The organism is Devosia sp. CN2-171 (assembly GCF_049354815.1).
In the GTDB taxonomy this organism is placed as follows: domain Bacteria; phylum Pseudomonadota; class Alphaproteobacteria; order Rhizobiales; family Devosiaceae; genus Devosia_A.
The window spans coordinates 2,664,628-2,681,096 of record NZ_CP186479.1 but is presented as its reverse complement, the minus strand read 5'-3'; the positions used below and the strand labels follow the sequence as shown (position 1 = coordinate 2,681,096).

At 62.9% G+C, this 16,469-nt stretch carries 19 protein-coding genes; 17 read left to right on the top strand and 2 right to left on the bottom strand.

Going from position 1 to position 16,469, the window contains the following annotated elements:
- Positions 1-31 precede the first annotated feature (31 nt).
- From ACOYW5_RS13310 to ACOYW5_RS13255, 12 genes are all read left to right on the top strand, one after another.
- Positions 32-310, top strand: a complete 279-nt coding sequence (locus ACOYW5_RS13310; protein WP_423065370.1) for a hypothetical protein — start codon at positions 32-34, stop codon at positions 308-310.
- Entirely contained in the window at positions 307-1,122 is an 816-nt protein-coding gene (locus ACOYW5_RS13305; protein WP_423065369.1) for a DUF4386 domain-containing protein, read from the top strand. Before ACOYW5_RS13310 ends, ACOYW5_RS13305 begins: the two co-directional genes overlap by 4 nt.
- Positions 1,123-1,245: 123 nt before the next feature.
- Positions 1,246-1,908 carry a hypothetical protein gene (locus ACOYW5_RS13300; RefSeq protein ID WP_423065368.1) on the top strand — a complete coding sequence of 221 codons (663 nt, stop codon included), beginning with the start codon at positions 1,246-1,248 and terminating at the stop codon, positions 1,906-1,908.
- A gap of 125 nt (positions 1,909-2,033) precedes the next feature.
- Entirely contained in the window at positions 2,034-2,483 is a 450-nt protein-coding gene (locus ACOYW5_RS13295) for a hypothetical protein (protein WP_423065367.1), read from the top strand.
- A gap of 226 nt (positions 2,484-2,709) precedes the next feature.
- Entirely contained in the window at positions 2,710-3,096 is a 387-nt protein-coding gene (locus ACOYW5_RS13290) for a winged helix-turn-helix transcriptional regulator (RefSeq protein ID WP_423065366.1), read from the top strand.
- Positions 3,086-3,943, top strand: coding sequence for a helix-turn-helix domain-containing protein (locus ACOYW5_RS13285; RefSeq protein WP_423065365.1), 858 nt, complete (start codon positions 3,086-3,088; stop codon positions 3,941-3,943). Before ACOYW5_RS13290 ends, ACOYW5_RS13285 begins: the two co-directional genes overlap by 11 nt.
- Positions 3,944-4,026: 83 nt before the next feature.
- Positions 4,027-4,485: a FixH family protein gene (locus tag ACOYW5_RS13280; RefSeq protein ID WP_423065364.1), complete on the top strand. Its 459-nt coding sequence runs from the start codon at positions 4,027-4,029 to the stop codon at positions 4,483-4,485.
- Between the two features lie 8 nt (positions 4,486-4,493).
- The gene (locus ACOYW5_RS13275) at positions 4,494-5,009 is read left to right on the top strand and encodes a cytochrome-c peroxidase (protein WP_423065363.1); all 516 of its coding nucleotides are present in this window, start codon (positions 4,494-4,496) and stop codon (positions 5,007-5,009) included.
- Entirely contained in the window at positions 5,006-5,722 is a 717-nt protein-coding gene (locus ACOYW5_RS13270; RefSeq protein ID WP_423065362.1) for a cytochrome-c peroxidase, read from the top strand. The genes ACOYW5_RS13275 and ACOYW5_RS13270 overlap by 4 nt, the downstream gene beginning before the upstream one ends.
- Positions 5,719-6,435 carry a hypothetical protein gene (locus ACOYW5_RS13265; protein ID WP_423065361.1) on the top strand — a complete coding sequence of 239 codons (717 nt, stop codon included), beginning with the start codon at positions 5,719-5,721 and terminating at the stop codon, positions 6,433-6,435. The genes ACOYW5_RS13270 and ACOYW5_RS13265 overlap by 4 nt, the downstream gene beginning before the upstream one ends.
- A gap of 67 nt (positions 6,436-6,502) precedes the next feature.
- The gene (locus ACOYW5_RS13260; RefSeq protein WP_423065360.1) at positions 6,503-7,561 is read left to right on the top strand and encodes an alpha/beta fold hydrolase; all 1,059 of its coding nucleotides are present in this window, start codon (positions 6,503-6,505) and stop codon (positions 7,559-7,561) included.
- An 84-nt stretch (positions 7,562-7,645) separates the two neighbouring features.
- On the top strand, positions 7,646-8,671 hold the full coding sequence (locus ACOYW5_RS13255; RefSeq protein ID WP_423065359.1) for an NAD(P)-dependent alcohol dehydrogenase: 1,026 nt from the start codon (positions 7,646-7,648) through the stop codon (positions 8,669-8,671).
- Between the two features lie 245 nt (positions 8,672-8,916).
- Here the strand turns inward: ACOYW5_RS13255 and ACOYW5_RS13250 are convergent, their stop codons facing one another.
- Positions 8,917-9,951 carry a LacI family DNA-binding transcriptional regulator gene (locus tag ACOYW5_RS13250; RefSeq protein WP_423069464.1) on the bottom strand — a complete coding sequence of 345 codons (1,035 nt, stop codon included), beginning with the start codon at positions 9,949-9,951 and terminating at the stop codon, positions 8,917-8,919.
- Positions 9,952-10,127: 176 nt separating this feature from the next.
- Between ACOYW5_RS13250 and ACOYW5_RS13245 the strand changes: the two genes are divergently transcribed.
- The 5 genes from ACOYW5_RS13245 (at position 10,128) to ACOYW5_RS13225 (ending at position 14,894) form a co-directional block, all read left to right on the top strand.
- Entirely contained in the window at positions 10,128-11,369 is a 1,242-nt protein-coding gene (locus ACOYW5_RS13245) for an ABC transporter substrate-binding protein (protein ID WP_423065358.1), read from the top strand.
- A 71-nt stretch (positions 11,370-11,440) separates the two neighbouring features.
- Positions 11,441-12,319 (top strand): carbohydrate ABC transporter permease, encoded by an 879-nt coding sequence (locus ACOYW5_RS13240; RefSeq protein WP_423065357.1) that lies wholly within the window; start codon positions 11,441-11,443, stop codon positions 12,317-12,319.
- Positions 12,312-13,148 carry a carbohydrate ABC transporter permease gene (locus ACOYW5_RS13235; protein ID WP_423065356.1) on the top strand — a complete coding sequence of 279 codons (837 nt, stop codon included), beginning with the start codon at positions 12,312-12,314 and terminating at the stop codon, positions 13,146-13,148. Before ACOYW5_RS13240 ends, ACOYW5_RS13235 begins: the two co-directional genes overlap by 8 nt.
- A 48-nt stretch (positions 13,149-13,196) precedes the next feature.
- Positions 13,197-14,567, top strand: a complete 1,371-nt coding sequence (locus tag ACOYW5_RS13230) for a NosD domain-containing protein (protein WP_423065355.1) — start codon at positions 13,197-13,199, stop codon at positions 14,565-14,567.
- Between the two features lie 18 nt (positions 14,568-14,585).
- Positions 14,586-14,894: a hypothetical protein gene (locus ACOYW5_RS13225; RefSeq protein WP_423065354.1), complete on the top strand. Its 309-nt coding sequence runs from the start codon at positions 14,586-14,588 to the stop codon at positions 14,892-14,894.
- Between the two features lie 388 nt (positions 14,895-15,282).
- Here ACOYW5_RS13225 and ACOYW5_RS13220 read toward each other — a convergent pair whose 3' ends face one another.
- Positions 15,283-16,311: a LacI family DNA-binding transcriptional regulator gene (locus ACOYW5_RS13220; RefSeq protein WP_423065353.1), complete on the bottom strand. Its 1,029-nt coding sequence runs from the start codon at positions 16,309-16,311 to the stop codon at positions 15,283-15,285.
- Positions 16,312-16,469: the final 158 nt, after the last annotated feature.

Here is a 16,469-nt window from a genome sequence, read left to right as displayed (position 1 = left end):
CGTTCGCCACGAGCACGAGCCGAGGAGCGGCATGACTAAACCATCTGCAAACCCGACCGAGACCTACGAGATTCGCCTGCGCGGGCACCTGGATGCCCGCTGGGCCGCTCGTCTGGCGGTGCCAAACCTGACCCATGAAGCCGATGGCACGACGACTCTGCGTGGCATCGCGGCGGATCAGGCCGCGCTCCACGGGTTGCTCCAGCGCGTGCGAGATCTCGGCCTGACTCTGATCTCGGTCATCCGCGTCGGCTCCGACCTTCCCATGACTATTCCCACCGACTTCAGCGAACCAAGGAACCAGAAATGAGCACTACTGCGACCATCTCCACTCTGAGAGCCGAAACGAACGCGGCAAATCCCGCTGCGACGCAAACCACCGGTCATCGGCGCGGTGCGAACACTGATCAGCAGCTTCTCGCCAGACTGGCGGGCGGACTGTTTCTCATCACCTATGCCACCTCCATCCCGCCCGTCGCCGCGCTCTACGTCCCCGTCCTGAACGATCCGGCCTTCATTATGGGTACCGGCACGGACATGGGCCTCTCCTGGGGCGCGCTGCTCGAGCTGCTGCTGATCGTCTCCAACATCGGCACTGCCCTCGTCCTGTTCCCCATCCTGAAGCGGGTCAGCGAAGTCCTCGCACTTGGCTTCGTCGCCGTGCGAATCATGGAATCCGTCTTCATCGCCGTGGGCATTCTCAGCCTGCTTTCGATCGGAACGCTGCGAGCGGAGGCGGCGGGGGCGGACGCCGGGGCGCTCCTCATCGTCGGCCAGGCCTTGGTCGTCCTGCACGACTGGACCTTCCTGCTCGGTCCCGGCACCGTCGTGGGCGTCGGCAACGGCCTGATCCTGGGCTACCTGATGTACAAGTCACGGCTCATCCCGCGGGCAATGTCCGTGCTCGGCCTCATCGGCGGACCGGCGCTCCTCGCTGCCAGTGCTGCCATCCTGCTCGGGTTCATCGAGCCCGGCTCCACCTGGCAGGTCATCGCCACTGTCCCCGAGTTCTTCTGGGAGCTGTCGCTCGGCATCTGGCTGCTCGCAAGAGGCTTCAACCCCGGTGCCCTCGCCGCACTCGAAGCGGCAACCCCGGGTCGCAGCGGTGCGGCGCGCGACTAACGCTGCCTGCCTTCCGGAGGATGCGGGGCATCCTCCGGAACTCCAACCAACACGGCCAATGCACCATTCGTCGTCGCTGCTGATGCGAACCGGCTTGGCTGTAGTCAAATCAGGGACCGAACCATGAAGATCACCTACCCAGGCCTCGTCCGCTGCACCGGCCTCGCAGCCATTCTCGCCGGCGCCATTTTCGCCGGCATCCAGCCGATCCATCCCCCCGACATGCTTGCTTCCGTCACCACGGGCAACTGGGCCATCATCATCAGCCTCAAGCTCGCGATGTGCCTGCTCTTTCTCGTCGGAATCGCCGGCCTCTACCTCCGCCAGGCCGAGAGGACAGGCTGGCTCGGCCTCGCCGGATTTCTGCTGCTGACAGTCTCGTTCTGGCTGCAGACCGCGTTCGTCTTTGCCGAGCTCTTCATCCTGCCGGTGGTGGCGGCATCGACGCCGGCTTTCGTCGATAGCTATCTGGGCGTGGTCAATGGCAGCCCCGGCGAAATGGATATCGGCGCGCTGGTACCGACCTACGGGGTTGTCGGGCTCTGCTATGTGCTGGGCGGGCTGCTGTTCGGCATCGCCGCGGTTCGCGCTGGCATCCTGCCGCGCCTGCCGGCGATGGTGCTCGCCATCGCGGCGATCATCACTCCGGCAGCCGCGTTCCTCCCCCATGAGATTCAGCGATTTGCAGCGGTGCCCATGGGACTAGCGCTGGGCTGGCTGGGTTGGGCCCTGTGGTCGGAGCGAGCGAAGGCGCGCAGCAGTGGGACAAGTGCACCACTGATCTAGGCCGACCGACCATCATTTCGGGCGCGACTTCTTTCACCCGGTCACCAAGTGTGATGACGCGCCCTCACCACATCCACGCCCAAGACTGCATCCAGCGGACATTCCGTTCGCAACAGGAGACCTCCATGCACCGCTCGATACTCGCTCTCGCCTTCACAGCCCTGTCGCTTGGGGCTGCCCACGCCCAACAGGCCCCCATCCTCGAAATCGTCTGGCCGCCAGAAGGCGCGGTCATCGAGCTGGGCGGCGACGCCGACCAAACCATTGGCGTCGTCGTCAAGAGCAACTTCTCGCTGGTTCAGGCAGGGCTGTGCGGCGACAACGCCGAGTGTGGCCACATCCACATGAAAATCGATCCTGAAGGAGACAGCTGCAACATCCCTGGGAGGGCCTATAACAGCATGAACAGCGATTTCGGCGGCGACCTGATCAAGGCACGCTTCGGCCACTGCCCGAGCCCAACAGGCACCCACGTTATCGGCATCCTGCTTGCCGACCAGGACCACAACCCCATCCTTATCGACGGCAAGCCCATTACGGCCCTCGTGATGGTGACGACGAAGTCCGTCAAATGAGTGCGATGGCGGCAACCGAAGACGCGAGAGCCTGTAACAGCCTGCCGGCGACTAGGCCCGGTGTGGCAGATCGGCGGCGTGCCGAGGCGGGAGCCGCCTTGGTTGTGCTCTTCACAACGGGCGCGAAGACTTATGGCGTCGCCATCCGGCTGGTGTTTCCGTGGCCCTCGGTGGCTGTCGGCGTTGAAGCCGTTCCGGGGGGCGATCTCGCTCCGGGACGGCATCTATGAGCGCTACCTCAATCGAACCCGGAACATTCGCCGTTTTCGCGTCGAAGTGGACCTTGCCAGTCGCCTCCGCGCTGCGTGGTCGGGTTGTTCGCTTCGGCGTCCTTCGCTCTGAGCACAGCGACATCTCACAGAAGATGCTGTCCAACAGCCTGAAGTTGCTCGAGCGGCAAGGCTTGGTGGAGCGCCGACACTACCCCGTCATTCCACCGCGAGTGGAGTACCGCCTGACTGAGGCGGGAGAGCAATTGCTGGAACGCCTTGAGCCCCTGGGACTACTAATCGCTGGAGCCCGGGAGAGCGTCGAAGCCGACGGCAATCAACACGCAAACTCGAGGTTGCGGGGGGCCAACGTACGCTGTTGGCAAGAAGATAATGCTCAGTGAACTTGAGCTGGCCGCGGCAAGCCAGCGCCATTTTCGCCAGGATCAATATATTCTAGGGTGTTGCATGGATATCGCGGGCATCGGCAGGGTGGTGTTCTGGGAAGGCGGAAGCCTTTGGCTTGCACTGGTCACAGGCGTCGTGCAGCGACATTCACATCATGCCCTCCAACTCTGCGTGCCCCTGGAGGGCGAGGCCCAATTCCAGACTGAGCCGGACGGCGAATGGGTCACCTGCGTGGGTGCGCTGATACCGCCGGATGTCCCACACGCCTTCCGCGCACCCGGCAAGGTGGTTGCAAACATCCTGTTCGAACCGGAATCCGCCGTCGGACGGACGCTCCTGGCGAGATGCGCCCAGCTTGGTCTCAACCATCTCGATGCAGGGTTTGTGGCGCCGCTCGCTGCACCCATGGCCGCCGCCTATTTCCGCGGGGCAGACGACGACGAGTTGCGTGTGCTGGCGCAGGGAACTGTCGCGGCGGCGGCAGGTGTCGCCCTTCGACCGAGTGCGGTCGATCCAAGGATCATCGCGGCGATTGCCGAGATACGCCAGCGCATCGACGAGCCGATCGTGCTGGCTTCATTGGCGCGCCGAGCGGGGCTTTCAGCGGGGCGGTTTCGTCACCTGTTCGTGGCTGAGACCGGAGTGTCATTGCGCGCGTTCGTTCTGTGGGAGCGCCTCAACAAGGCGCTGTCAATCGGCTTTGCCGGGGGCTCGTGGACCGAAGCAGCCCACGCTGCCAACTTCGCCGACTCCGCTCACCTGACGCGCACGTGCCGGCGCATGTTCGGTCTTGCACCGACGTCTGCCCGCGTCGAGGAACTGGACCACCGACAGATAGCGTGATCCGACCCGGTTAGCCCCTACGTTCAATCGTGGGGCGGTCCGACTGTCTATTGCAACATCATCATCCCTGAAGGAGGCTGAATATGCCCAAATCCAGTTCGACGTCCAAGTCACCACTTCGCCTGCTCTGGCTTTTACCTGTTGCGCTGATCGGCGTCGTTGGTATCGGCGCCGTTGCGATGATGCAGCCCCCGCCGGCTGATCTCGATCTCTCGCTGACTCGGACGACCGAACAGGGCCTGTACGTCGGCACACTGGAGCCCGGTGCGTCTCCCGTTCCCGTGGGCACGATGCAGTCGTGGACAGTTGTGGTCACTACGGCGGACGGCCAGCCTCTTGAGCACGCAGAGCTGTCGATCGATGGCGGCATGCCACAGCACGGGCATGGCCTCCCGACCGAGCCGCAGGTCACGGACGAACTCGGCGGTGGGCGTTACCGGATCGAGGGCATGAAGTTTAACATGCCCGGTTGGTGGACGATCACCCTGGAGGTTTCGGGTGCCGCCGGCACCGATAGCGCCACTTTCAACCTCACGCTCTGAGAAAGATCATGCGCCTCCCATTGGTTGTTGGTGCTGTCGTGCTCGCCACCGCCATTGCGGGTTGGTCTTGGTTCGAGGTGACAGCCCCCACGTGGAGCCCGGCGGAGGCCAAGCTCATTGTCTCCTTGTCGCTGTCGGCATTGCCACTCCTCCCGTCCGATCCATCCAACGGGGTTGGGGACGACCCGGCGGCGGCGGCACTGGGTCGCTCGCTCTTCTTCGACACGCGCCTCAGTGGCAACGGCAAGGTCGCCTGTGCGTCTTGCCACCTGCCGGAACGGCAATTTCAGGACGGGACGCCACTGGCGACGGGCATGGGGCAGACCAACCGCCGAACCATGCCGATAGCTGGCACTGCCTACAGTCCCTGGTTGTTCTGGGACGGTCGCAAGGATAGCCAGTGGTCTCAGGCGCTGGGGCCCCTCGAGAGCCCGGTAGAGCATGGCGCCGATCGCACGCAGATCGCCCGCCTCATCTCAGCAAACTACTCTACCAGGCGGTATTCGGTTTGCTGCCGGAAATGACCGGTTTGCCGGAGCACGCGAGCCCGATGGGTGCAGACGCTGCAAAGGCTTCGTGGTCGTCCGCACTTTCCGAACAAGAGCGCGACCAGATTAACCGGGTCTTCGCCAATGTCGGCAAGGCGATTGCTGCGTTCGAGCGGACGATCGAGCCTCAACCCACTCGCTTTGACAACTATGCCGATGCGCTAGCAGCAGGACAAGACACCACCGGAATTCTCTCGCCGACCGAGTTGGAAGGCCTTCGCCTCTTCGTCGGCAAGGGAGACTGCACCAAGTGCCACAACGGTCCGCTTCTGACTGACCAGCACTTCCACAATACCGGCGTCCCCGCTGTGGCCGGGCTGCCAGAGGACGCGGGGCGCATCGTCGCGACCGCTCAGGTTCTCGCCGACCCCTTCAACTGTCTCGGCCCTTACAGCGACGCCGGTCCCGCGGACTGCGCGGAACTGCGCTACATGGACCGCGACGGACACGACCTGGTGCGCGCCTACAAGTCGCCGTCACTGCGCGGAGTAGCCGAGCGCGCGCCGTACATGCACGCCGGCCAGATCGCGACCCTGGCGGCGGTGGTTCGCCACTACAACGCAGCGCCGGATGCACCTGCCGGACACAGTGAACTGAAGCCCCTGGCAATGAGCGATGCGGAGCTGGCCGCGCTTGAGGCCTTTCTAGGAACGCTTGGCGAAGTCGCAGTCCAGGGGTCCAAGTCATGATCGACCGGACCATGCTCAAGGAGCACCTCGCGCTCGAGCGCCGCTCGATCACCGAGATCGCCACGGGTATGAGCGCCGCCGCCGTGGTCGGCGCGACGCTCTACAACTTCGGCTTTTTCGCCCCGATCGAATGGAGCTTGATCTCACTGCTGACGGTGCAGGACCTACTGATCGGCGCGGGCGTAGCGCTGGTACCTATGGCTGCGGCGGCGTGGATCGCGATGATGGTCGGACGACTGATCCGTTCTGCGCCCGAGCGCAAGGCCATCGCGCTTGCAGTTGGTGTACCCATCCTCGTTCTGGCCGGCATCGGCTTTTATGCGTTCTTCAGCGGGCCTTTGCAGTGGACGTTAGGGCACCTGGCGTGCGGTTACCTCGTGCTCGGCGTGGTTGCAGCTGGCGCAAACGTGCTCGTGAAGTCGCGACACATGCCACTCGCTTGGCTGGTGTTCTCACTGATCTACATTCCTACTGCCGTCGGCATATCGGACAGTATTGCCGCCTCTGCTCCCGATCGGCCGGTCTCCCAGGTCGAGACTGATCGGGGAGTGTTGCGCGGAGTCGTTGTCAGGGTGACATCGGCATACCTGTTGATCACCCAAGACAACACCATCATCACGATGCCAATGAGCAAGGTGCGCGAAATGCGTCGGCTCTACGTGCAATCGCCTGAGGCCGACTTCCTGACCGGGCCCACAACCCCGGAACATTAGCCCCTGCGTTCAATCTTGCCCTGCCGACACCGCGTAGATCTCGAGCAACCACTTGAGAGGGATACAGATGAACGCGACCACAGACGGACCACTGACTGTATTGTCCACTACCAGCGACAGGTCCAAGTCGGCCGGCATGACGCGAGGCTCGCGAGGCTCACGTATTCTGCGCAGCCTGCTCCGAGCGGCCTGCGGCACCGTCGCATCGGTCGCCGTACTCGCGGCACTGGGCGCGGTCTACGAGACCGTTGCCGGATCCACTGACGCATCGATCTATCCCCCCGCCGGGCGTCTCGTTGATGTCGGGGGGTATCGGATGCACCTCGACTGCCGAGGCAAAGGATCACCCACCGTTGTTATGGACGCGGGACTCGGCGGGTCGTCTCTCGACTGGACCCTCGTACAGGCGGACGCTGCCAGCACAACGCGGGTCTGCAGCTACGATCGGGCTGGCATGGGCTGGAGCGATGCCAGCCCGCTTCCGCGAACCCCCGGCCACATTGCCGACGAGCTGCACACGCTCCTCAACAATGCCGGCGTTCACGGCCCTTACGTCCTTGTCGGCCATTCCCTTGCCGGAAAGAACATTCGGATGTTTGCGTCCACTTATCCTGATGAAGTGGCGGGCATGGTTCTCGTCGATGCGCGAAGCGAGTACGTCGACGCACTGACACCGAAGGCCGAAGCCGACGCGTTCCGGGCAGCCCTTGAAATGCAGGGCATCCTCTACGGGTTGGCGCGCCACCTGGGTGTGGCGCGCGCGCTCGGTGCCAGCCTTGTTGGCGCCCCCCTGGTTCCGCCAGCAGTCGCCACCGAAATGGCCCTCCTGCAAACCCGGAGCGCTGCCATCGATGAGACCACCAAAGAGGGACTGGCACGGTCAGCCGACGATCCGGCACTCACCGGGTTCTCACTCGGATCGATCCCCCTCGTGGTGATTGCGGCGGGCGCAAGCACGGCCGGCATCCCGAATTGGGCGAATGCTCAGAATGAACTGGTTGCCCTCAGCACCCAGGGCAAGCTCGTCGTAGCCGAACAGAGCGGCCACGCCGTGCAGCTCGAAGACCCAGGCGTCGTCTTGGACGCCATTGACGACGTAGTGTCGATGGTCCGCGCCGACCACTAGTCACGCCTTTCCCACAAACTCGACTCTTGCCCGAACCGCAGGACGCCCGCTGGAACGCGCGGTGCCGCATCAAGGAGACAGACCATGAAAGCCATGACTTACCGCCAGTATGGCGGACCCGACGTCGTCACGCTCAGTGAAGTCGAAAAGCCCACACCCAAGCCGAACGAAGTCCTAATCCGCATCCTCGCGACCACCGTGACCACCGGTGACTTTCGTGCGCGCAGCCTCAACATGCCGGCCGGCTTCCGGCTGATTGGTCGACTGGTCTTTGGCCTTATCGCGCCGAGACAGCCGATCTTGGGGACGGAGCTGGCCGGGATCGTCGAGGCGGTTGGCGCCGACGTGATAAACTTCAACCCGGGCGACGAGGTCATTGCCTTTACGGGTGGCGCCTACGGCAGCCACGCCGAATACCGGACGATGCCGGAAACTGGGACGATTGCCCTCAAGCCGACCAACCTGTCATTCGAAGAGGCTGCATCGCTGTCCTTCGGCAGCATGACGGCTTTGCCGTTCCTGCGTGACAAGGCCCGGATCAAGGCTGGCGATCGCGTACTCGTCGTCGGCGCATCCGGCGCGGTTGGCACTGCCGCCGTACAGATCGCTCGTCATTTCGGTGCCGACGTCACTGGTGTGACCAGCACGTCCAACGTGAAGCTGGTTGCCGCGCTCGGAGCGCATCGCGTGATCGACTACACCCAGACGGACTTTGCAATGACGGGGGAAACCTGGGACATCATCGTCGACACCACCGGCACCGTCGCGTTCGCCCGGTGTGCTCACTCGCTCAAGACTGGCGGCCGCCTTGTCGCCATTCAGGGCTCGTTCGCGCAAACTCTCGGTATCGGAAAGCCATCAAAAGCCAGTGGCAAAGAGGTCATCGCCGGCTATGTGCCGGCCCGACCCGACGATCTTCGCTACATCGCCAGGTTGGCGTCGAACGGCGAGCTGAAGCCAGTGATCGACCGCGTCTACCAGCTCGAGGATGCGGCCGAGGCTCATGCCTATGTGGACACTGGCCGCAAGAGGGGCAGCGTTGTCCTGACGGTGGCAACGGGCGAGTTCGAGACCGCGACTGGCCGGCCGGCTGGGGTTTTGGCGTCCTGAGCACCTCGCCGGGAAGGACACCGGGCAGCCGTTTCTGGCGCAAGGCGGCCCGGCTAATGCCCACAATTGGCCCTATGCGGAACTACGGCGAATGTGGGTGATTGCCGACATCGGCTCGAGACATGGGGGCGCTTCACGGCCTTCGGGTCCAGAAAGCTGGCCACGCTGTCACTGAGCGCCGGGTTGTTGTCCACGTCAGCACTCACCACAGAGCTTGAGGTGTGGGGTGGATGACCGTTCGTGGCTCAAAGCGGACCTTCCCTCCATTCGGCGCTGGATCCGCGTGCGACCACGATACACTTGAGGATCCGTCGTTCGGTATCGCGGCCCTTGCCCTGCACTAACTGATCCAGCATGTCGGCCCCCTGCCACCCTAGATCGTAATAGGGCAGAGCTACCGTCGTTAGCTCAGGTTTGAGGCCGAGCGAAACCGTCCTGAAGTCGTCAAAGCCAACAATGGTGATGTCATCGGGCACCCGCAGGCCGATGGAGAGGGCGGCCAGGTAAGCCTGGAGCGCCATCTCGTCATTGCCGCAGACGAGCGCGGTCGGCCGGTTAGGCGAGGCAAGGATATCCAGCGCTTCCCGGTAGACATAGTTTGTCTCGCGGCCGATTGGTCCCTCCATTCCCAGGCGGATGATCAGGTTGTCCTCCGGTATGCCGGCTGCCTGCGCCGCGGCGAGGAAGGCATCTAGCCGCTGATTGGCGCCCAACAGCAAAGGGTTCAGCCGGATGTAGCCGATCCGGCGATGGCCGAGGGCAATCAGGTGCCGGGTGAGGTCATATGAGCCGCCAAAGTCGTCGGGCTCGATCGAGGGATATGCATACCCGTCTTCCGCATGTGAGTTGACCAGCACGGTCGGTATCGAAACTTCGCCTGTCGCCGGCGCCACCACCCGATGGTACATCGCGACGTGGAGGACGCCGTCGATGCGATGCGCCTTGAAGGTGCGCCAGACATTGGCCTCCCGTTCCCGATTGCCGTCGGTGTTGGCCAGCAGCACCGTACGACCATTGGCATTGGCCCAATCCTGCACGCCCCTGACGATGTCGCCGGAGTAGGGCGTCGTCGAAATGAAGTCGGTGACGATGCCTATAGTGTTCGAGCGGTTCGAGCGAATGCTCCGGGCTGCCAAGTTTGGGATGTAACCCAGATCGGCAATCGCCAGCTTCACCTTCTCGATCGTGTCAGGCGTGACATTCGGCTCGCCATTGACCACCCGAGAGACGGTCTTGTCGGAAACGCCGGCCACACGCGCGACATCCTTGATGCTGACCATTCGTCCTCCCTTGCGCTCACCCGCGAACACTAGCGAGACAAATCCGACGCCGCAACCGACGACGTCGACATAGGCAATGTCGACGTCGACATTTTGATTGACGACGTCGACATTCAAAAATATCGTCCAGCTCGCAGCGGGTCGTCTTCCGCTGCAAACGACATGGAGGAGGAGACATGAACAAGACGCTATTGTGCACGGTGGCGGCGCTTTCGCTGGCCACGTCCGCTGCCAATGCCGAAGCCATAAATGTGCTGGTCGAGGGTGGGGGTCATTCTCTGCAGCAAGCCGCCGCCGATGCCTTTACCAAGGAAACCGGCATCGAGGTCAACTTCGTCGAGGTGCCCTACCAGGGCGTCTACGACAAGCTCACGGCCGAGATCGCTTCGGGAACTTCGAACTATGACGTGGTGACCATCGACGTGGTCTGGAACGCCGCTTTCGCGTCGCATGTCGAGGACCTCAGCGACCTCTTCACCGACGCGGTAAAGGCCGACATTCCCCCAGCCCTGGTCGCTGACGCCAATGTCGGCGGCAAGATGATAGGCATGCCTGCCTGGGCGAATGCCGAGATCGTCTTCTACCGTAAGGATCTGTGGGAAGACCCGGCCAACCAGGCCTCCTTCAAGGAACAGTATGGCTACGACCTCGCCCCGCCGGCCACCTGGCAGCAGTGGCGCGACATGGCCAAGTTCTTCACCAAGGACGGCATGTACGGCACCAACATCATCGGCGCGACCTCGGAAGAGTGGATGGCCGAGGTGCTGCAAGCCGGCTCGCCCGGCGTGATCCTCGATGCCGGGGGCAAGGTGATCCTCGACAATCAGGCCCACGTCGATGCGCTCGAGTTCTACCGGGCGCCGCTATGCGAAGACAAATCGGCGCCGGACAACGCACTCGAGATCAATTGGGGCGAAGCTCAGAACTTATTCTACCAGGGTCAGACGGCAATGATGAAGTTCTGGGCACACGCCTACAAGATGACGCCGGAGGACAGCAGAGTCGCCGGCAAGGTTGGGGTGGCGCCCATGATCGGAGGTAGTGCAGGCGTCGCCGGCATCCCCGGCCCTTGGTACAACGTGGTTCCCTCGACGTCGCAGCACAAGGATGCGGCGCGGCAGTTCGTTGCCTATGCGGTGGCACATAACGCGCTTGGCATCGAAGCTCCGCTGGGGCTCGCCGCCACCAACTCGGCCTATGCGAGCTATATGGGCAAGCCCGGCTACGAGCATTTCGGCCCGCTGATGGACACGCTGTCGGCGCCCGCCACCAAGGGGCGCCCGCTCAACGAGCACTACCAGGAGATCGTTGACGAAGCCGTCATGCCCGCTTTCCAGGGGGCGCTGGAGTGCGAAGACAACGTGGCCACGCTGCTGCAAGATGCGGCCGTCACCGCTCGAGACATCCTGGGTCAGTAAGCCCTAGAGCAGTCAGGTTCGGGGCGGCGGCACGCCGCCTCGGCGTCCACGTGCATAACTGGGAGGAAGCCATGACCGAACGCAGGTTCGTGCTGCTTATGCTGCTGCCTGCCGTGCTGTTCCTGGGGTTCATGGTCGCCTACCCGGTCGCACTGCTCGTCTACAACTCGTTCTTCGACGTCAAACTGATCGATCCGGCGAACCGCGTCTGGGTCGGGCTGGCGAACTATGCCGAGGTGTTCACCTCGAAGCGGATGCTCGAATCCGCTATCCGGACGCTGAAGTACTCAGCCTTTGCCCTCACCTTCGAGCTGCTGTTCGGCTTCGGCGCGGCGCTTCTGTTCTCGGCGATCGCCAAGCATTCGCACTGGCACCGCACCATCTTCGCGCTGCCGCTGATGATCTCCCCGATCGTCGCGGGCCTCTTGTGGCGGTTTCTGCTCGTCGGCAATATCGGCATCTTCAACTACGGGCTGGCCGCGCTTGGCATCATCGCCGATCCGGGCGATATCAAGTGGCTATCCGACACCGATATCGTGATCTACTCGGTGGCTGTCGCCGACATCTGGCTCACTACCTCGTTCGTGGCCCTGGTCAGCTATGCCGGCCTGATGAACATCCCCAAAGACCTGTTCGAGGCGGCGCGCATCGACGGCGCAACTGCCGTCCAGCGGTTCTGGCACGTCACCCTGCCGATGATGCGGCCGGTGCTTGCAGTCGTGGTGATCGTGCGCGGCATCGACGCGCTCAAGACCTTCGACCTGATCTGGATCCAGACCCAGGGCGGTCCCCGGCAGGCCAGCGAAGTGCTGTCGATGAATATCTATCAGCGCATGGTTCGCTACGGCGATCTTGGCCAGGCTTCGGCCTCGGCGACGCTGTTCCTCGCCTTCATGATTGCCCTTGCGGGCCTCGCCTACTGGAAGATCTGGAGGACCGACCGTGGCTGATCGCGTCCCACAAGATGCCGGCAAGGTGGTGATCAATGCGGTGGCCCTGCTGCTGGTGCTGTCCTATGCCCTGCCTTACGTCTACCTGGTTTCGACCTCGCTGAAACCAGCGGTCGACGTGCAGCAGATCCCGCCCTCGTTCTTCCCCAACCGGGTTTCGTTCGAGAATTTCGGCACTGTCGTCAGCACGGCCGGGCTGCCTCAGGCGTTCATGAACTCGGCGCTCGTCGCCATCCTGACGACGCTACTGTCGTTGCTGATCTCGGTTCCGGCCGCTTACGTCTCGGCGCTGTATCGGCGGCGGATCACCGTGCTCTTCCTGCTGTTTGCACTCATTACCCGCATGGTGCCGGCGGTGTCGCTGGGCGTGCCGCTCTTCCAGATCCTGAAGTCGCTGGGCCTGCTGGACACCAAGATCGGGCTGGTCCTCGCACACACCTCCACGGCCGTGCCGCTGGCGCTGCTGTTGATGGCGGCCTTCTTCGAGGGCATGCCGAAGGAGCTTGAGGAGGCAGCGCGCATCGACGGCTGCAGCCGCTTCGGGGCGTTCTGGCGCATCATGCTGCCGCTGGCGCCGGGTGGCCTCGCCGTCACGGCGCTGTTCAGCTTCATCGCCAGCTGGAACGAGTTCCTGTTCGCCTTGCTGCTCACCTCGCAGAACAGCAAGACGGCGCCGATCTTCATTGCCGAGTTCAACTCGGTCTATGGCCTTGCATGGGGGCCGATGACCGCCGCGGCGGTGCTCTACTCGCTCCCCGTCATCCTCGTCACGCTTGTCCTGCAAAGGCAGATCGTCGGCGGTCTGACTTTCGGGGCGGTGAAAGGCTGAACCATGCGCGCTCCCACCAGAACAAGAGTTTCCGAGGAAGAGGCCGGTATGCGCAGCTCCAATGTCTACGACGTCACCGAGTGGTCAGCCGGAAATCCGCATGAGGACATCGGCGCGGTGATCAACGGCATCATCGCCGACATCAGGCGCCGGCAGGCGGTGGCCGACCTAAACGACGGAGGCAAGCCCGGTGCGGTGATCTACATCCCGCCGGGCGACTACAGGCTGAAGACGCAGGTCGTCATCGACATCAGCTTCCTCAGGATTGCCGGATCCGGCCACGGCTTCACATCGTCCAGCATCCGTTTCAACACGCCGCGAGATCAGTTAAGGCAGTGGCACGAAATCTGGCCGGGGGGCAGTCGCGTGATCGTCGATATCGCCGTCCAGCCGGGCGCGGCGGAGGGGGACGGCGCGGCATTTCTCGTCAAGCGTGCGGGCAACCCGCGCATCAGTTCGGTCGAGTTCGCGGACTTCTGCATAGACGGCCTGCACTTTTCCGGCGGCTCCGGCGATGAGGCCGAGAACTCGTACAGGAATGGCAAGACCGGGATCCATGTCGCCAGCGCCAACGACTCGTTCCGGATCACCGGCATGGGGCTGGTCTACCTTGAGCATGGCGTCGTCTCGCATCATACCGATGCCTGCGCCATCGAAAGCAACTTCATCGCCGAATGCGGCAATTGCATCGAGCTCAGGGGCATGGGGCAGGCGTCGCGGATCGCCAGCAACCTGATCGGGGCGGGCTATGACGGGCATTCCATCTATGCCGAGAATTTCGGTGGTCTGCTGGTATCGGGCAACAACGTCTTCCCCCGGGGGCGGAGCAGCATCGCCCTTTCCGGGGTTGTCAGGTCGTCGATAACGGGGAACAGGCTCCACTCGTTCTATCCGGGGATGCTCGTCTTCTCAGGCAACTGCTCGGAGAATCTGGTCGCTTCCAATCACTTCTTTCGCGACCGCGAGCCGTGGGCGCCGATGACCCGATACGACAATGGGCTCGATGACCAGTTCGGGCTCCTCCATCTCAACGGCGACAACAACTCGGTGATGGCGAACCATATCTCGGAGTCGATTGACACCCAGTACCTGAAGCCTGCCAACGAAAGGCCGGTGATCATCCGGATCGTCTCGGGCAAAGGCAACTATGTCGCGAACAATCACATCGTGGCGACCACCGAGAGTTCGCATGCGAGCGACGCACCGAACAGCGAATGTTTTGCCACGCAGGTGGAGGCAATTCTGGCAACAAAGAACCTGACAGCTCTCGAGGTGATTGCCGTCAAGATCGAGCCAGGGGCCAGCCACAACACGGTGCTGGACTCCGGCAGCGATGCGCAGGTGCTGATGGACAGGTCGGTGAATGCGTTTCGAGGAACGCCTGTGCCGGGGCAGCTGGCCGGGAACCTCACGCCTTGAGCGGCGCAGGGATCTGAAATGGAAGCGTCCATCAACCACTCCTCTGGCTACAGGCTCGAGTTCTGGGCCCGCGGGCCGGGTTTCATTCGTCTCACGCAAGGCGATGCCCTGCTGTGGCAGGTTCCGGCGTTTTCCGGCCACGAGGACTTCTTCACATATCACCACTCTCAGCCCGGCAGCGTCACGGTAGAGTGGGACAGGTCCGAGGCCATTCTATTCGCATATGGCTACGACCCGGCGACCGTCGACGAGATCGGTATCACGATCTGGGCGTTCGAGGGCGACGAGCTGACGCTTCAACATCCCGATCCGCGAGCGTCCTGCTAGCGTGTAAGATCACGATTGGACTGTTTGCGCTGTTGTGCTTGGTCCAGTTAGCTCGCCTGGCAGGGGCAGAAACTAGCCCCTGAGCGTCCGCTTGGCGCAAAGCGGACCTCGGCCCTTATCGAAACAGCCGCAAGGTCACCGCAAATAACGGACAACATCAGCACGTGGTCGCTGACCTGCGTCGCACCAGATTTCCAGGCATTCTGCCGTCTTGCCGGCCAATATAGCGCCTTCTGGTACGCACAACCCTGCCCACGTCGACCAACCGGATGTCCGCTAGTGGCCCAAAGCGGAGGCCATCATCTAGGCACCGTCTGACTGACTTCCCCTGAATGCGGCTCCGTCTCGGATTCCACCAGGTGCCATGTAGCGCACCGACATTTGCCCGCTAGACGTTCTCCGATGTGAAGATGTCGAAGGGCAGGATGCTTGTCTGGCTGCGAGTGTCCTCGAGGTTGGATGTCGCGCGCACCATGTTCGAGACGATCTCGGTGGCGAGACGCTCCAGTGGATGGGATAACACCACGGTCACCGAATGATCGAGTAGGGCCGCGCGCGTCACATCCATTAGGTCGTGGGCGATGACGACAATCTCACCGGCCCTGCCGGCGTTGCGCAGGGCGGACAGTACGCCAGTGATGCCGCCGCCGGCCACGTAAACGCCGGCGAGATCCGGATGCTCGTTGAGGAGTCTTTCGGTGATCTCCTGGGACACGCTGCTGGTCTCGAAGGTCGAGAGCGCCTCGAGAACGGTGAAGTGCGGGTCGTGCTCGCGGAAGTACGACCGGAAACCGCTTTCGTTCATTTCCTGGCTGCGGAATCGGTGACTGCCGACGAGGATCGCAACCTTGCCCGCCTCCTTGCACGTATGGGCGACCGCCCAGGCCGCCGTCCGGCCCACTTTCCAGTTGTCGAGCCCAACATAGCGCAACTGACCGGTGGGTGAGCTCTGCGAGATCAGCGCGAAGACTGGCACCCCTCGCTGCTCCAGTTCGCCGATGGCGCCGGCGACCAGGGCGTGAACCGGCGCCACGACACCGATCGCATCGCAGGTCTGCCCCAGCGCCAGCAGCTTCGAAGCCGTGGTCTGTGGCGCCAGGTCTTCGGCAAACTCGATCTCGAGGTCGATGTCGTGGCCCTCCAGGCCTCGTGCGGCTGCCTCCAGCGCAGCCGCCACGTTCCTGTAGAAAAGTCGGGTCGGCTGCAGCAACAGGAAACCGAACCGGTGCTTGGCTCGGCGCGCGGAGACGCTCGATTGAATGGTCCCCAGCCCATAGAAGCCGATCCGCTCTGCGGCATCCCGGACCTGCCTCATGGTGGCATCGCGGACGTTCTCGGCACCGGCCAGCACCCGATTCACGGTGGAGATGGACACTCCTGCTGCTTCAGAGAGGTCGCGAATTGTCGGGCGCGGCACATCGATCTCGTGTCATTTCGTATCATTAAATGAGAGCGTATGACATGGATGGAATGAAATCAATGAGCCAGTTCAGCTTTTGTTGACTCTCATCCTGAGCTGTTGAGTATCGCCGATATAAGGGGCGAATGCTCCAGGGAGGGAAATGTGAAACGAGC

What these genes read in the sequence shown, in the direction of transcription:
- ACOYW5_RS13310 (WP_423065370.1), top strand. Translation starts at nt 32, where the DNA reads ATGACTAAACCATCTGCAAACCCGACCGAGACCTACGAGATTCGCCTG.
- ACOYW5_RS13300 (WP_423065368.1), top strand. Translation starts at nt 1,246, where the DNA reads ATGAAGATCACCTACCCAGGCCTCGTCCGCTGCACCGGCCTCGCAGCC.
- ACOYW5_RS13245 (WP_423065358.1), top strand. Translation starts at nt 10,128, where the DNA reads ATGAACAAGACGCTATTGTGCACGGTGGCGGCGCTTTCGCTGGCCACG.
- ACOYW5_RS13230 (WP_423065355.1), top strand. Translation starts at nt 13,197, where the DNA reads ATGCGCAGCTCCAATGTCTACGACGTCACCGAGTGGTCAGCCGGAAAT.
- ACOYW5_RS13290 (WP_423065366.1), top strand. Translation starts at nt 2,710, where the DNA reads ATGAGCGCTACCTCAATCGAACCCGGAACATTCGCCGTTTTCGCGTCG.
- ACOYW5_RS13250 (WP_423069464.1), bottom strand. Translation starts at nt 9,951, where the DNA reads ATGGTCAGCATCAAGGATGTCGCGCGTGTGGCCGGCGTTTCCGACAAG.
- ACOYW5_RS13270 (WP_423065362.1), top strand. Translation starts at nt 5,006, where the DNA reads ATGACCGGTTTGCCGGAGCACGCGAGCCCGATGGGTGCAGACGCTGCA.
- ACOYW5_RS13285 (WP_423065365.1), top strand. Translation starts at nt 3,086, where the DNA reads ATGCTCAGTGAACTTGAGCTGGCCGCGGCAAGCCAGCGCCATTTTCGC.
- ACOYW5_RS13280 (WP_423065364.1), top strand. Translation starts at nt 4,027, where the DNA reads ATGCCCAAATCCAGTTCGACGTCCAAGTCACCACTTCGCCTGCTCTGG.
- ACOYW5_RS13295 (WP_423065367.1), top strand. Translation starts at nt 2,034, where the DNA reads ATGCACCGCTCGATACTCGCTCTCGCCTTCACAGCCCTGTCGCTTGGG.
- ACOYW5_RS13265 (WP_423065361.1), top strand. Translation starts at nt 5,719, where the DNA reads ATGATCGACCGGACCATGCTCAAGGAGCACCTCGCGCTCGAGCGCCGC.
- ACOYW5_RS13240 (WP_423065357.1), top strand. Translation starts at nt 11,441, where the DNA reads ATGACCGAACGCAGGTTCGTGCTGCTTATGCTGCTGCCTGCCGTGCTG.
- ACOYW5_RS13225 (WP_423065354.1), top strand. Translation starts at nt 14,586, where the DNA reads ATGGAAGCGTCCATCAACCACTCCTCTGGCTACAGGCTCGAGTTCTGG.
- ACOYW5_RS13260 (WP_423065360.1), top strand. Translation starts at nt 6,503, where the DNA reads ATGAACGCGACCACAGACGGACCACTGACTGTATTGTCCACTACCAGC.
- ACOYW5_RS13305 (WP_423065369.1), top strand. Translation starts at nt 307, where the DNA reads ATGAGCACTACTGCGACCATCTCCACTCTGAGAGCCGAAACGAACGCG.
- ACOYW5_RS13255 (WP_423065359.1), top strand. Translation starts at nt 7,646, where the DNA reads ATGAAAGCCATGACTTACCGCCAGTATGGCGGACCCGACGTCGTCACG.
- ACOYW5_RS13275 (WP_423065363.1), top strand. Translation starts at nt 4,494, where the DNA reads ATGCGCCTCCCATTGGTTGTTGGTGCTGTCGTGCTCGCCACCGCCATT.